Origin of the sequence: Microvirga arvi, assembly GCF_016892765.1 — a bacterium.
Taxonomy (GTDB): domain Bacteria; phylum Pseudomonadota; class Alphaproteobacteria; order Rhizobiales; family Beijerinckiaceae; genus Microvirga; species Microvirga arvi.
This window is the reverse complement of sequence record NZ_JAFEMD010000013.1, coordinates 1-12,918: the sequence shown is the minus strand read 5'-3', so window position 1 is coordinate 12,918 and position 12,918 is coordinate 1. Positions and strand designations below refer to the sequence as shown.

Below are 12,918 nucleotides of genomic sequence, written 5' to 3'. Positions count from 1 at the left end.
GCGCCGAAGGCAAGCCCGGAATGACAATGTGAAGCTAACGCCTTGCCGCCCGCGCAATATCGAGCAATGTCTTCGCTGCGATCGTATCGCCGAGATCGGCCATGCGGCGGGTCTGGAGCAGATTGGCCTGGAGGAGCGAGAGGGCGTCCTTGAGGCTGGTGCTAGTCCAGCGCTGGAGATGACGCTCCACCAGGGGCTTGCGCCTGAAATGCAGGCTGCGCAGGCTCTCCATGACGGCCGGGATCGGGCGGCCCTCCTCGACGGAAAGGCGAGCGGTGAGCAGCATCAGGGCGTGGCGCAGGGCGGCGCCGAGCAGCACGCTCGCATTCACGCCCTCGGCTGCCAGGCGCCGCGAGCCGGTCTCGAGGCCTGTTCCCTCGCCGGCGAAGGCCGCATCGACCACCGCGTCCATGGCCAGGCTCGACACGTCGCTCATGATGGCGTCCACGTCGGCCAGGGTGATTTCCCTCTGGCCATGGGCATAGAGCATCAGCTTGTTGAGTTCGCCGCGGGTGGCGAGGCGGTCGCCGCCGAGGCTCGCGACCAGGGCCGCTCTAGCCTCACGCTGGATCGAGAAGCCGCCGGCCTTCAGGGTCTCGTCGACCACAGCGCCGAGGTCGCGGCCGGTATCGGCGTAGCAGGGCAGGGCGAGGGCCTTCTGCGAGCGTTCGCAGAGAATGCGCAGCGGCGAGGATTTCTGCAGGTCGCCGCCCTCGATGACGATGACGGTGTCCTGCAGCTCGCCTTTCAGGACGGCATCGACAGCCGGCGCGATGTTGCGCGAGGTGGCCTTGACCCAGATCGCGCGTTTGCCCCCGAACAATCCCATGGTTCCGGCCTCGTCGGCGAGACGTCCCGGATCGGCCGCGATGTCGTCGCCATCGATGCGGATGAGCTGGAACGGGTCGGCCGGATCGTCCACGGAGCGCTCGGCAATGGTGCGGGCACGCTCGTTGATCAGACCCATGTCGGGCCCGTGGAACAGGAAGACGCCGATGCGCGGATCGGGACGCCGCAACGCCCCATCCACGTCACCCGCTTTGACGGCGACCATGCTCTCAGCTTCGGGTGGCGAGAATCGCCGACACGCGGGTCCGGACCTGAACCGCCAGATCCTTGGCCAGCCTGATCTCGGCATCCCGTGCCGCCCGGATGTTGGCGAAACGCTGCGGGAAGCGGTCGAAGCTCGCCGAGGAGGTCGCGGTGCCCTGGGTGATCACGGTCTTCCCGTCCAGGCTCGTAAGCGTGTAGGTCACCGAGCCGCCGACGATGACCGACGTGGCCGTGCCGGTCTCCGAGCTCACCACCGGGCTCGTCTGCGACTCGCTCAAGACCAGCCCCAGACGATACCGCTTCGGCACGTCCGATCCCGAGCCGTTCAGCGCATAGATCACCTCGCTGCGCAGGTAGTGGCCGGCATTGGCGAGCTGGGGCGGCCATTCCACCTCGGGGACCTCGATGGAAGCCAGCTCCGTCTGGAGCGACAGCCCCGAAGCCGTCGGTCCGTGAAGAGGCCGGAAGCAGGCGGACAAGCCGAGAGAGAGGCCTGTCACGACAGCGACGTGGATGAGGCTCTTCAGGTTAAGCGACGACATTCACGATCCTCTGGGGAACGACGATGATCTTGCGGGCGGGCTTCCCGTCCATGGCCTTCTGCACGGCTTCGAGCGAGAGAACGGCCGCCTCGACTGTAGCCTGATCCGCGTCGCGGGCAACCGTCACGTCGGCGCGCTTCTTGCCGTTGACCTGCACGGGCAGGGTGACCGTGTCCTCGACCAGCAGCGAGCGCTCGACCGCCGGCCAGGGGGTGTCGGCCACGAGGCCGGATTGACTTAAGCCCTCCCAGCATTCCTCCGCCAGATGCGGCATCATGGGGGCGAGCAGCTGCACGAAGATGCGGCCGGCCTCCGCAAAGGCCCGACCTAAGCCCGGCTCGTCGGAGCTCTTGGCCTGGTTCGCCAGATCCTGCAGGGAATTGGCGAGCTCGTAGAGATGGGCGACGCAGCGGTTGAAGCGCAGGCGCTCCACATCCTCCTCGACGGCGGCGAGCGCCTTGTGCGCCGCCTTGCGCACGGCGAGCGCGATCGGACCGTCACCGGACACGCCGTCAGCACCGCCGATGCGGTCCGCGATCTCGCCGATCAGGCGCCACACGCGCTGGACGAAGCGGCCTGCACCCTGCACGCCCTCCTCGGTCCAGATCACGTCGCGCTCGGGCGGCGAGTCGGAGAGCATGAACCAGCGCGCCGTGTCGGCGCCGTAGGACGCGATGATCTCGTCCGGATCGACCGTGTTCTTCTTCGACTTCGACATCTTCTCGATGGAGCCGATTTCGATCGGAGCGCCGGTCTCTACATGGAAGGCCTTACGCACGGCGCCCTCAGACTCGAAACGCACGTCGGAGGGCAGCACCCAGTTGCCGCTGGCGTCCTTGTAGGTCTCGTGCACCACCATGCCCTGCGTGAATAGGCCCGCGAAGGGCTCGTCCAGGCCGGCATGGCCCGTCTTCTTCATGGCGCGGGTGAAGAAGCGCGAATAGAGCAGGTGCAGGATCGCGTGCTCGATGCCGCCGATATACTGGTCGACCGGCAGCCAGGCATCGACGGTGGCGCGGTCGGTGGGCTTGTCGACAAGCGTCGGGTCGGTGAAGCGGGCGAAGTACCAGGACGAATCCACGAAGGTGTCCATGGTGTCCGTCTCGCGCCGGGCCTTCCCTCCGCATTGCGGGCAGCTCACGTGCCTCCAGGTCGGGTGGCGGTCGAGCGGGTTGCCCGGCACGTCGAAGGACACGTCCTCCGGCAGCACGACCGGCAATTGATCCTTCGGCACCGGCACGACGCCGCATTCATCGCAATGGATGATCGGGATCGGGCAGCCCCAGTAGCGCTGACGCGAGATGCCCCAGTCGCGCAGGCGGAAATTCACCTTGCGCTCAGCGACCGGACGGTTGCCGCGGGTCTCGGCTTCAAGGCGGCGGGCGACCTCCTCCTTCGCCTCGTCGATGGTCATGCCGTCGAGGAAGCGGGAATTGATCATCCGGCCCTCGCCGTCATAGGCCGTGTCGGTGATGACGAAGGCAGCGGGGTCCACATCCGGCGGGCAGACCACAGGCGTGTTGCCCAAGCCGTACTTGTTGACGAAATCCAGGTCGCGCTGGTCATGCGCCGGGCAGCCGAAGATGGCGCCGGTACCGTATTCCATCAGGATGAAGTTGGCGACGTAGACCGGCAGCGTCCAGTTCGGGTCGAACGGATGCTCGGCGCGGATGCCCGTATCGAAGCCGAGCTTCTCGGCCTTGTCGATGGCCTCCTGCGCCGTGCCCACGCGCTTGCATTCCTCGATGAAGGCAGCGAGCTCCGGGTTCTTCTCGGCCGCGGTCCTGGCCAGCGGATGATCGGGCGCGACCGCCATGAACTTCGCGCCGAACAGGGTGTCGGGGCGCGTGGTGTAGATCTGCAGCTCGGTCTCGCCGTTCGGCACCGTCTCGGGCTTCAAGGCGAAGCGCACCAGCAAGCCCTCGGAGCGGCCGATCCAGTTGCGCTGCATCAGGCGCACTTTTTCGGGCCAGCGATCGAGGGTGTCGAGGCGGTCGTCGAGATCCTGCGCGAAATCGGTGATCTTTAAAAACCACTGGGTCAGCTCGCGCTGCTCGACCAGGGCGCCGGAGCGCCAGCCGCGGCCGTCGATCACCTGCTCATTGGCGAGCACGGTATGGTCGACCGGGTCCCAGTTGACCTTCGCCGTCTTGCGGTCGACGAGGCCTGCTTCCAGGAAGTCCAGAAACATGCGCTGCTGGTGCTTGTAATAGCTCGGATCGCAGGTGGCGATCTCGCGGCTCCAGTCGATGGCAAGGCCCATGCTTTGCAGCTGGGCGCGCATGGTGGCGATGTTGGCATAGGTCCATTCCTTGGGGTGGACCTTGTTCTGCATGGCGGCGTTCTCGGCCGGCATGCCGAAGGCGTCCCAGCCCATGGGATGGAGCACGTTGAAGCCCCGGGCGCGCTTGTAGCGCGCCACCACGTCGCCCATGGTGTAGTTGCGCACGTGGCCCATATGGATGCGCCCCGACGGATAGGGGAACATCTCGAGCACGTAGTATTTCGGACGCGGGTCGTCGTTGTTCGTCCTGAACAGGTCGCGGTCGTTCCAGACCTTCCGCCATTTCAGCTCGGCTTCCTTGGCGTTGTAGCGCTCGGGCCTCATTTTTCTCAAATCATCCGTCATCTCGAGCAGGAAGGGCTTCCTGCTCTCTTGTTCCTATCATCGCATGATCTTATCGGTGAACCGGTGTCCACTTCACCGGATCATGCTTAAACGATCCAAGCGACTTGCGCCGGCATGGTGCGGCGGACTAGGACACAGCTCTCCTGCGCGGTCAACGGTTTCGCGCATGCGAGATGGTCAAGATTCGACGCGGCGCGGTTTCCCTCCCCCTTGCGGGGAGGGGGAGGGGTGGGGGTCGCAAAGTCGGAGCGCTGTTCGTCAACGATTGATCGGCCATGCTGATACGGCGCCTGACCTGAGAACCGCGCACCCAGTCGCACCACCCCCACCCTTTGTCCCTCCCCGCAAGGGGGAGGAAATCGAGCCTACGAAAAGGAAGACCCCATGAGCGAGAGCGATGCCGTCGAAGGTTTGAGGCAGGTGCGGGAGAGCATCCGGCGCTCGGCGTCCGACTATGACCGGGACCCGGCCTCCATCACCCTCGTGGCGGTCTCGAAGACGTTTCCGGCGGAGGCCATCGAACCTGTTTTGGCTGCAGGCCAGCGGGTCTTCGGCGAGAATTACGTGCAGGAGGCGAAGGCTAAGTGGCCCGCCTTGCGTGAGCGCTACCCGGATGCCGAACTCCACATGATCGGCCCGCTCCAGTCCAACAAGGCGCGTGAGGCGGTGGAGCTCTTCGACGCGATCCACACCCTCGACCGGCCCTCACTGGCGGAGGCGCTCGCCAAGGAGATCGCCAAGCAGGGCAGGACACCGCGCCTGCTGGTGCAGGTGAACACCGGCGAGGAGCCGCAGAAGGGCGGCGTGATCCCGAGCGAAGTCGATGCCTTCCTGGAAGCCTGCCGCACGGAATACGGCCTCACGGTCGAGGGCCTGATGTGCATCCCGCCGGCTGAGCACCCGCCGTCGCCGCATTTCGCCCTGCTCAACACCATTGCCAAGAGGAATGGGCTGACGATGCTCTCCATGGGCATGAGCGCCGACTTCGATGCCGCGATCCAGCTCGGCGCCACCCATGTGCGGGTCGGCAGCGCGATTTTTGGCACTCGGACAAAGGCTTAACATACCGATCCCGGTATGAGTGGCGTTGCATCCGCCGTGCATTCCGGTTAAGCTTTGCCCATCGATCCGCGTTCGAACCAGGGAGGGCTGCATGTTGGAAGCGATGCATCAACGCAAGTTCGGCCCCTGGCACGCCCTGCAGCAGCTTGTTGCAGGGCCGGCCAACGAACGGATCTGACGGTCTCCCAAAACCGCCTCCATCTCATTCTGGTCAGCTCTGAACGGCTCAATCGCGCTGATGGCTCCGCAAGGGTCCGACGCGTCCGACGCGTTCAAGACTTTCGCGCACACTCCATGGCTTCAGGCCCCAGGCGCGCCGCACCGATGAGATCTCTCCATGTCTTCCTTAAGCCTCCGCAATGTCGGCGTCATCGCCCACACGCCCTTGTTCCAGAACCTCACCCTTGTGATCGGCGCAGGGGATCGCCTCGGTCTCGTGGCCGGAAACGGTGCCGGAAAGTCCACCCTTCTGAAATGCCTCGCAGGTCTTGCCGAACCGACCCACGGCGACATCGTCTGCTCGCGGGGTCTGCGCGTCGCCCTCGTGGAGCAGGACGTGCCGGAAAACCTGCTCGACCTGTCCCTGCACGATGTCCTGCTCACCGCGCTCTCCGCCGATGAACGGGAGAGCCAGCAATGGCGCGTGGACATGGTGCTCGATGAGTTCGAGACACCGGTCGATCTGCATCATCTGCCGCTGCGCGCGCTCAGCGGCGGCTGGCAGCGGTTTGCATTGATCGCGCGGGCCTGGATCACCGAACCGGACATGCTGCTGCTCGACGAGCCCACGAACCACCTCGATCTCGAGAAGCTCTTCAAGCTGGAATCATGGATCAGGAATGCGGGTTATACGGTGCCGATCGTGGTGGCGAGCCACGACCGCGATTTCCTCGATGCCTGCACCACCAGAACGCTTTTCTTACGGCCGGAGGAATCCGTTTCCTTCGCGCATCCCTACCGCCGCGCGCGGGTGTTGCTCGACGCGCATGATTCAGCCGCGCAGACACGGCGCGAAAAGACCCTGCGCGAAGTGAAGCGCCTGCGCCAGAGCGCATCGGAATTGCGCAATGTGGGCATCAACAGCGGCAGCGACGCGGCGCAGGTGAAGTCGGCGCAGATCAGGCGCCGGGCCGATGCGCTGGAGCAGGGTGCCCGCGCCGTGCACAAGGAGCGGCCGGGCGAGATCAGGCTCAGCCACCGCGGCACCCATGCGCGGGTTCTCGTCGCATTGGAGAACGTGACGGTGCAGACGCCGGATGGGCGAAAGCTCTTCGCCGTCACCAAGCTCGAGGTCGCTCAAGGCGATCGCATCGTCGTGCTCGGCCGCAACGGTGCCGGCAAGTCGCAGCTCGTGCGTCTGCTGCATCACGCGATGCTTGCGCCCGAGGGACGCGACGGCATCCGCGTGAGCCCGAGCCTTGCGCTCGGCTATGTGGATCAGGACATGGGACAGCTCCCGCAGAACAGCACCGCGCACGACTTCATCCTGTCGCGGTTCCGTCTCGGCGATCAGCGCAGCCGCGCGGTGCTGGCGGAAGCGGGCTTCTCCATCGAGAAGCAAGGCTTGCCCATCGCAAAGCTGTCGCCGGGCCAGAGGGCGCGGCTCGGGCTCCTGGCCCTGCGCCTGTCCGAGCCGAACTTCTACCTGATGGACGAACCCACCAACCACGTGGACATTCCGGGGCGCGAGCAGCTGGAAGCGGAAATCCTGGAGGCGGGGGCCACCTGCATCGTGGTCTCCCACGACCGCAGCTTCGTGACCACCATCGGCACCCGCTTCCTGCTCATCGACAAGGGCCGCATGCGAGAGATCGACGGGCCGGAGGAGTTTTACGAGAGTGTGGTTGGTTAATCGGCGGCGACTCAACACGACCCGTCATGCCCGGCCTTGTGCCGGGCATCCACGTCTTTGTCCAAAACACCACCTCATCCTGAGGAGGATTGCGCGAGCAATCCGTCTCGAAGGAGATTCCAGAGAACACTGAATCCTCCTTCGAGACGCCTGCTGCGCAGGCTCCTCAGGATGAGGTGAGAAGAGTTTGAGACGTGGATGGCCGGGACGTACCCGGCCATGACAGCAGATGCTACCCGATGATCTCGATGCGCGTGTTCGGCCCGATCCGCTCCAGGAGGCGCCGGATCATGCGGCGATCCACGGCGACGCAGCCCTCCGTGGGCTGGAAGCCGGGGCGGGCGAGATGCAGGAAGATGGCGCTGCCGCGGCCCTTCACGATGGGGCCGCGGTTCCAGGCGATGTCGAGCACCACGTCGTAGAGATGGTCGTCCCGCCACATCTTTTCATGGCTGGTCGGGCAGGGCAGGGGAACGAGCCGATTGTAGCGGCGGTCCCTGACGTCGTCGGACCAGCCGTCGCCGGGGCGGATCGCTCTCAAGGGCAGGCCCGTGCGCGGACGCGGGCCGCGGTCGGCGCGGTAGAAGCCCTGCAGGAGCTTGAAGCGTCCGACCGGCGAGGCGCCGTCGCCCTCGCGTTTCGCATGAGAGGTGCCGGAGCGCCCAAGCGCACAGGGGATCACGAGGTTACCTGCAACAATACGTCCGCGCCGGTGGTCGAGCGGGGAGCGGAAGACCCGGATAACATTGACGCGAGAGTGTTTCATCGGCAGTGGAAGGGCCTTAACGCCCCCTTGTTGTCAAGCTGGGAATGACTACTCTTAGGCGTCGGGCATGATCTTGACGCTCAAGACCCACGCCGGCTTGAGGTAAGGCCGCAGCCGTTTCGATCCGGATCGTGCTGCGCTAAAAGAGGCGGCCGGATCGGCTTGAGGCTCAAGGGATTGTCGCCTGCTGAACGCCGCTCCAGCGATCATGCAGTTCATCGTGTGAAGGGTTTGAGATGTCGAATGCCAGCCGCCTCCTCGTCGTCGATGACGATCAGGATCTGCGCGACACCCTAGCCGAGCAGCTCGGAATGTACGACGAGTTTCAGGTCAACACGGCCGAAACCGCCACGCAGGCCGTCGAGGCGGTGAAGGGGGATCGGATCGATCTCGCCATCATGGATGTGGGCCTGCCCGACATGGACGGGCGCGAGGCCGTGAAGATCATGCGCCAGAACGGTTTCCGCAGCCCGATCATCATGCTGACCGCTCAAGGATCGGAAACGGATACCGTCATGGGCCTGGAGGCGGGCGCCAACGACTACGTGGTCAAGCCCTTCAAGTTCGCCGTGCTGCTCGCCCGCATCCGCGCACAGCTGCGCCAGTACGAGGCGAGCGAGGACGCGGTGTTCCAGATCGGGCCCTATATCTTCCGCCCGGGCTCGAAGCTGCTCACCACGGAGAAGGGTTCCAAGCTCAAGCTGACGGAGAAGGAAACCGCGATCCTGCGCTATCTATACCGCGCCGGCCAGGCCGTGGTCGGGCGCGACACCCTGCTCACCGAGGTCTGGGGCTACAATTCCAACGTCACCACCCACACCCTCGAGACCCACATCTACCGCCTGCGCCAGAAGATCGAATCCGACCCCTCCAATGCAAGCATCCTGGTGACGGAGCCCGGTGGCTACAAGCTGATCCCTTAAGACAAGCATCATGGCGCTCGAGGACGACATCGCGATCTTAAGCCAGGCTCCGGTGTTCAACCTGCTGGAGAAGGACGCCCTGCGCCTCGTCGCCTTCGCATCCGAGACGCGCAGCTACCGCGAGGGCGATGTGCTGTTCAAGAAAGGCGACCGGTCCGACGGCGGCTATGTGGTGAGCCGCGGCGCCATCGCCCTCGATGCCAGCGACGACGGATCGCCCGCCGCCTTCGTGGCCGGCCCGGGCGCCCTGATCGGCCAGGCGGCCCTGTTCGCCCGCATCGAGCGCCGCGCCACCGCCACCGCGCGCGAGCCTTCCGCCATCATCCGCGTGACGCCCAGCCTCATGCGCCGGGTACTGGAGGAATTCCCGGAGGCCGCCGCCGCCATCCACGACGCCATGGCCGAGGAACTGATCCGCCTCACGGAGGGCCTGGAGCGCGTACGCCAGCAGCTCATCGCCATCGACGGCGAAGAGGTGCCGGCCGAAGAGCCGGAGGAAGGCAAGGCGCAGGACTGAGGCGGCCGGAGAGATCGGTCAGATCGGCTCGGCGGTAAGTGGAATCGAGATCGTGCAGGTCACGCCGGACGGGTTGAAGTTGATTTCGACGGATCCACCGAGCTCCTGAGCAAGACCACGCTGGATCAGGCGTGTGCCGAACCCGCGCTCGGACGGCGGACGGACGGAGGGCCCGTCGTTCTCGCTCCAGCGGAATGTCAGGGTCCGGCCGTCGCTGGCGGGATTCCATCGGATGGCAACCCAGCCGGACGGTTCAGACAGCGCTCCGTATTTCAGAGCATTCGTGAGCAGCTCGTGGATAGCCATGGACAGAGGCAGCACCTGCCATGGCGGGAGCCGGATCGAAGGGCCCGACAGGCGAAAACGCTGCAAATCGACCCCCTCGAAGGGCAGGATCGCTTTCTGAACGACAGTTTCCAGCTCGGCACTGTCCCATCTTTCCTGCGTCAGGACATCATGAACGCGCGCGAGCGCCATGAGACGGCGCTCGAGCCTCTCATGAGCATGGGCCAGGGATTGAGCATTCTTGAACGACTGGTAGGCGATGGACTGCACAGTTGCCAGGGTGTTCTTCACCCGGTGGTTCAGTTCGTTGATCAGGAGGTTCTGATGGTCGATCGCCTTCCTCTGATCGGCCAACGTGTCTCCGAGTTCGAGCTGCGAGCCGATCAGCTCGGCGAAGAGCTGCAAGGTCTTCAGGATCTTGGGATCGGTGAGTTTGGCCGGCTTCGGATCGAGGGCGCAGATGGTGCCGAAGACCTCGCCCGAGCGCAGGATGATCGGTACCGCGATATAGCTCTCGAAGCCATACATCTTCGGCGTCCGATGCGTGCAATAGACTGCGTCCGTGCTGGCCTGATCGATCACGATGGGAGTGCCGGAGGCGCGGATCTCCGAACAGAAGGTCGTGGCGACCTCCAAGGTCCCCCCGACGGGCAGACCGAAGCCAATCCGGTCGAGCACGGCGCAGGCCGTCCACGAGGTTTCGGTCACCCGGGCGACCGCTCCGAAACCGAGGCCCGTGCTGTCCAGCAGGAGTTCCAGAACGGAGGAGACGACATTGATGCGGCCGATTGCTTCGACAGCCGCACTGTCGTCCTGGACTATGCCCGATTCATCGCGAGCGGCGGCATTCCCTTGTGTCATGGGAAAACCATAACAGAGTTTTGCCGCTATGAAACCGATGAGCGGCGAAGCTTTTTGCCTGGGCTAAAGCTCCAGCACCGCCGTCACCGGGGCGTGATCGGAGGGGCGGTCCCAGCCGCGGGTGCCGCGGGTCACGTCGATGGTGCGAAGGGTGTCCTTCAGGCCCTTCGACAGCCAGATGTGATCGAGACGCCGGCCCTTGTCGGCGGCAGCCCAGTCCGGCGAGCGGTAGCTCCACCAGGAATAGATCTTTTCGGGCTCTGGGCGCAGCACGCGCATGGCATCGAGCCATTCCGCCTCCTGGCGCAGCTCCTCGAGCGCCTCGGTCTCCACCGGCGTATGGCTAACCACGTCGAGGAGCTGCTTGTGGCTCCACACGTCGTGCTCGAGCGGCGCCACGTTGAGGTCGCCGACGAGGATCGCGGGGCCTGAAGCCGGCTTGGATTTGCTGCCCCAGCTGCGCATCTCGGCCATGAAGTCGAGCTTGTGCCGGAATTTCTCATTGAGGTCCGGGTCGGGAATGTCGCCGCCGGCCGGCACGTAGAAGTTATGGATGGTCAGGCCCGCCGCCGCCTTGGCCTCCCGGCTCAAGGTGACGCTGATGTGGCGGGCATCCTGGCGGCCGCACATCTCCATCACGCTCGTCTCGGCGAACGGATACCGGGAGAGGATCGCGACGCCGTTATAGCCTTTCTGGCCCATATGGACGACGAAGGGATAGCCGAAGGCCTGCAGCTCCTTCAGGGGCAGCTTGTCGTTCGGGCATTTGGTCTCCTGCAGGCACAGGATGTCGGGGCGCCGTTCCTTCAGGAAACGGCCCACCTGGTCGAGGCGCAGGCGAACGGAATTGATGTTCCAGGTCGAGACGGTCAGTTGCACGGAAAGAGGCCCCTCGGAAGTTCCTTCCCGGCTACGACAGATTTCGTCCGGAGGGAAGGGCAGCTTTCAGGCCAGACTCGCGCACCCTCATTCCCTCCCCCTTGCGGGGAGGGGTAGGGGTGGTGCGACCGGGTGAGAGATTCCCGGATGAGGCTCCGCTTCACCTCTCCTTGAGGGAGAGGTCGACGCGCGTCAGCGCGGCGGGTGAGGGGTTGCAGTCCTCTCCGGCAAGCGCTCTCCCCCTCACCCTCGCTGCGCACGACCTCTCCCCACCGGGGAGAGGTATGGCTCTGGCAGCTTCAGCGCTGAACCGGAAAAGGGCGCCGCTCCGACTTTGCGACCCCCACCCTCGCTCCCTCCCCGCAAGGGGGAGGGAAGCATCCACCGCAGCCTCAAGGAGCTACCCGATGGCGTTTGAGGACTACCGGTTGTTGCCGATGATGGTCTCGTACTGGATCTTGAACAGGTCCTGATCGATTCGCCGGCCCCGCTCGACCTTGTCGAGCAACACCATGGTCTGGAAGCCCTGGGCATCGACGATGCGCCATTGGCTTAAGGCTTCGATCTGCGGGTCGAAGAAGAGGGTGATCCGCGAGGTGCCGCCCAGCGTCGAGGAATCCTCCAGGTTGATCCTCACCCCGTTGCCGTCATGTGTGATGCCGGTGATGCGGATGTCCTGGCCGAGATTGACCCGCTCGCGCAGGAGGAATTTCAGGGGCGTCTGCGAGATGGAATACAGATCCTGGGTTGCCAGCTTGCGGTCCCGCACGGCGACCGAGCGGCCGTCGGCGATCACCTGGAGGGTGGCCGGAGGGTCGTATTCGAACCGCACCTTGCCGGGCCGCTGGAGATAGAGGGTGCCGCCCTGCCGGCGTCCGTCCCCTCCCACCTGGGTGAAGTCCGCCACCATGGAGCTCAAATTCGTGAAGAAGGCGTTGGCCCGCTCCACCACGACGCTGTTGGGCAGCGGCTGGTTGAGGGCCACCGGAACGGCCGAGGCCGTGACGATGGGCTTGGGCGCAATCATGATGGGCTCGAGAGCCGCCTCTGGCTCCTCCATGACCGGCCGGCTCGGCGGCAGGGGTGCCGTCGCGGCCAGAACCTGCTCCGCGTTGGCGGGTCTGGGGATCACGGGCCGGGCCGGCAGGGCTGCCTGTTGCGGAGATCCTGCGTGACGGAAGGAGCCGGTCGGCAGGGGGGCAACCGCGCGGCTGAAACCCTGGGCTGACGGCCGGGCAGGCGGAAGGAGCATTTCGATCGGAAGCGTCTGCCCCGCGGCCGGCAGGATGCCCGCGCAAGCGGACAGGGCCATGGCCAGGCTGAGGGAAGGAAGGGGGCGCATCCGAAGGATCTCCTGACCGGAACGATTATGACCGCTGCTTGGCCATTGCACATAGCTCAACAATGACGCAGGGCCACGGCCAAGGTTCCGAAGAGAGCCTTTAATCGTCTCCCACTCCCGGAGATTCAAGCAGGATTTCTCGTTTCCCGGCGTGGTTTGCGGGTCCGACGATGCCCTCCTGCTCCATGCGTTCCATGAGCGAGGCGG

The 12,918-nt window shown here is 65.1% G+C and carries 12 protein-coding genes; 4 read left to right on the top strand and 8 right to left on the bottom strand.

Annotated features, from left to right (window positions below):
* Positions 1–34: 34 nt before the first annotated feature.
* From holA to leuS, 3 genes are read right to left on the bottom strand one after another with little or no spacing between them, the layout of a single operon-like run.
* Positions 35–1,054 carry a DNA polymerase III subunit delta gene (gene holA / locus ILT44_RS10050; RefSeq protein WP_204239435.1) on the bottom strand — a complete coding sequence of 340 codons (1,020 nt, stop codon included), beginning with the start codon at positions 1,052–1,054 and terminating at the stop codon, positions 35–37.
* A gap of 4 nt (positions 1,055–1,058) precedes the next feature.
* Positions 1,059–1,595, bottom strand: a complete 537-nt coding sequence (lptE, locus tag ILT44_RS10045; RefSeq protein ID WP_204239434.1) for an LPS assembly lipoprotein LptE — start codon at positions 1,593–1,595, stop codon at positions 1,059–1,061.
* A complete protein-coding gene (gene leuS, locus ILT44_RS10040; protein WP_372441148.1) occupies positions 1,582–4,224 on the bottom strand; it encodes a leucine--tRNA ligase in 2,643 nt (880 codons plus the stop codon). The genes lptE and leuS overlap by 14 nt, the downstream gene beginning before the upstream one ends.
* Before the next feature lie 384 nt (positions 4,225–4,608).
* On the opposite strand from leuS, the gene ILT44_RS10035 reads away from it, so the two are divergent.
* Both ILT44_RS10035 and ILT44_RS10030 read left to right on the top strand, forming a co-directional pair.
* Entirely contained in the window at positions 4,609–5,286 is a 678-nt protein-coding gene (locus ILT44_RS10035; RefSeq protein ID WP_204239432.1) for a YggS family pyridoxal phosphate-dependent enzyme, read from the top strand.
* Positions 5,287–5,623: 337 nt separating this feature from the next.
* On the top strand, positions 5,624–7,138 hold the full coding sequence (locus ILT44_RS10030) for an ABC-F family ATP-binding cassette domain-containing protein (protein WP_204239431.1): 1,515 nt from the start codon (positions 5,624–5,626) through the stop codon (positions 7,136–7,138).
* A gap of 232 nt (positions 7,139–7,370) precedes the next feature.
* Here ILT44_RS10030 and ILT44_RS10025 read toward each other — a convergent pair whose 3' ends face one another.
* A complete protein-coding gene (locus ILT44_RS10025; protein WP_204239430.1) occupies positions 7,371–7,904 on the bottom strand; it encodes a L,D-transpeptidase family protein in 534 nt (177 codons plus the stop codon).
* Between the two features lie 236 nt (positions 7,905–8,140).
* Here ILT44_RS10025 and ILT44_RS10020 point away from each other — a divergent pair, with 236 nt between their 5' ends.
* Together ILT44_RS10020 and ILT44_RS10015 are read left to right on the top strand one after the other, a co-directional pair.
* Positions 8,141–8,827 carry a response regulator transcription factor gene (locus ILT44_RS10020; protein WP_204239429.1) on the top strand — a complete coding sequence of 229 codons (687 nt, stop codon included), beginning with the start codon at positions 8,141–8,143 and terminating at the stop codon, positions 8,825–8,827.
* Positions 8,828–8,837: 10 nt separating this feature from the next.
* Complete coding sequence (locus ILT44_RS10015) at positions 8,838–9,344, top strand: cyclic nucleotide-binding domain-containing protein (protein ID WP_204239428.1); 507 nt, start codon at positions 8,838–8,840, stop codon at positions 9,342–9,344.
* 18 nt (positions 9,345–9,362) lie between these two features.
* Here ILT44_RS10015 and ILT44_RS10010 read toward each other — a convergent pair whose 3' ends face one another.
* From ILT44_RS10010 to ILT44_RS31875, 4 genes are all read right to left on the bottom strand, one after another.
* Positions 9,363–10,490 carry an HWE histidine kinase domain-containing protein gene (locus tag ILT44_RS10010; RefSeq protein WP_204239427.1) on the bottom strand — a complete coding sequence of 376 codons (1,128 nt, stop codon included), beginning with the start codon at positions 10,488–10,490 and terminating at the stop codon, positions 9,363–9,365.
* Between the two features lie 63 nt (positions 10,491–10,553).
* On the bottom strand, positions 10,554–11,369 hold the full coding sequence (locus ILT44_RS10005) for an exodeoxyribonuclease III (RefSeq protein WP_204239426.1): 816 nt from the start codon (positions 11,367–11,369) through the stop codon (positions 10,554–10,556).
* Positions 11,370–11,790: 421 nt separating this feature from the next.
* Positions 11,791–12,711 (bottom strand): outer-membrane lipoprotein carrier protein LolA, encoded by a 921-nt coding sequence (locus ILT44_RS10000; RefSeq protein ID WP_204239425.1) that lies wholly within the window; start codon positions 12,709–12,711, stop codon positions 11,791–11,793.
* Between the two features lie 100 nt (positions 12,712–12,811).
* Positions 12,812–12,918 (bottom strand): DNA translocase FtsK (locus ILT44_RS31875; protein ID WP_203275659.1); only part of this gene is annotated, 107 nt, incomplete at its 5' end.

Excerpts from the sequence above, each read along its gene's own strand:
- holA (WP_204239435.1), bottom strand. The coding sequence starts at position 1,054 with ATGGTCGCCGTCAAAGCGGGTGACGTGGATGGGGCGTTGCGGCGTCCC.
- lptE (WP_204239434.1), bottom strand. The coding sequence starts at position 1,595 with ATGTCGTCGCTTAACCTGAAGAGCCTCATCCACGTCGCTGTCGTGACA.
- leuS (WP_372441148.1), bottom strand. The coding sequence starts at position 4,224 with ATGACGGATGATTTGAGAAAAATGAGGCCCGAGCGCTACAACGCCAAG.
- ILT44_RS10035 (WP_204239432.1), top strand. The coding sequence starts at position 4,609 with ATGAGCGAGAGCGATGCCGTCGAAGGTTTGAGGCAGGTGCGGGAGAGC.
- ILT44_RS10030 (WP_204239431.1), top strand. The coding sequence starts at position 5,624 with ATGTCTTCCTTAAGCCTCCGCAATGTCGGCGTCATCGCCCACACGCCC.
- ILT44_RS10025 (WP_204239430.1), bottom strand. The coding sequence starts at position 7,904 with ATGAAACACTCTCGCGTCAATGTTATCCGGGTCTTCCGCTCCCCGCTC.
- ILT44_RS10020 (WP_204239429.1), top strand. The coding sequence starts at position 8,141 with ATGTCGAATGCCAGCCGCCTCCTCGTCGTCGATGACGATCAGGATCTG.
- ILT44_RS10015 (WP_204239428.1), top strand. The coding sequence starts at position 8,838 with ATGGCGCTCGAGGACGACATCGCGATCTTAAGCCAGGCTCCGGTGTTC.
- ILT44_RS10010 (WP_204239427.1), bottom strand. The coding sequence starts at position 10,490 with ATGACACAAGGGAATGCCGCCGCTCGCGATGAATCGGGCATAGTCCAG.
- ILT44_RS10000 (WP_204239425.1), bottom strand. The coding sequence starts at position 12,711 with ATGCGCCCCCTTCCTTCCCTCAGCCTGGCCATGGCCCTGTCCGCTTGC.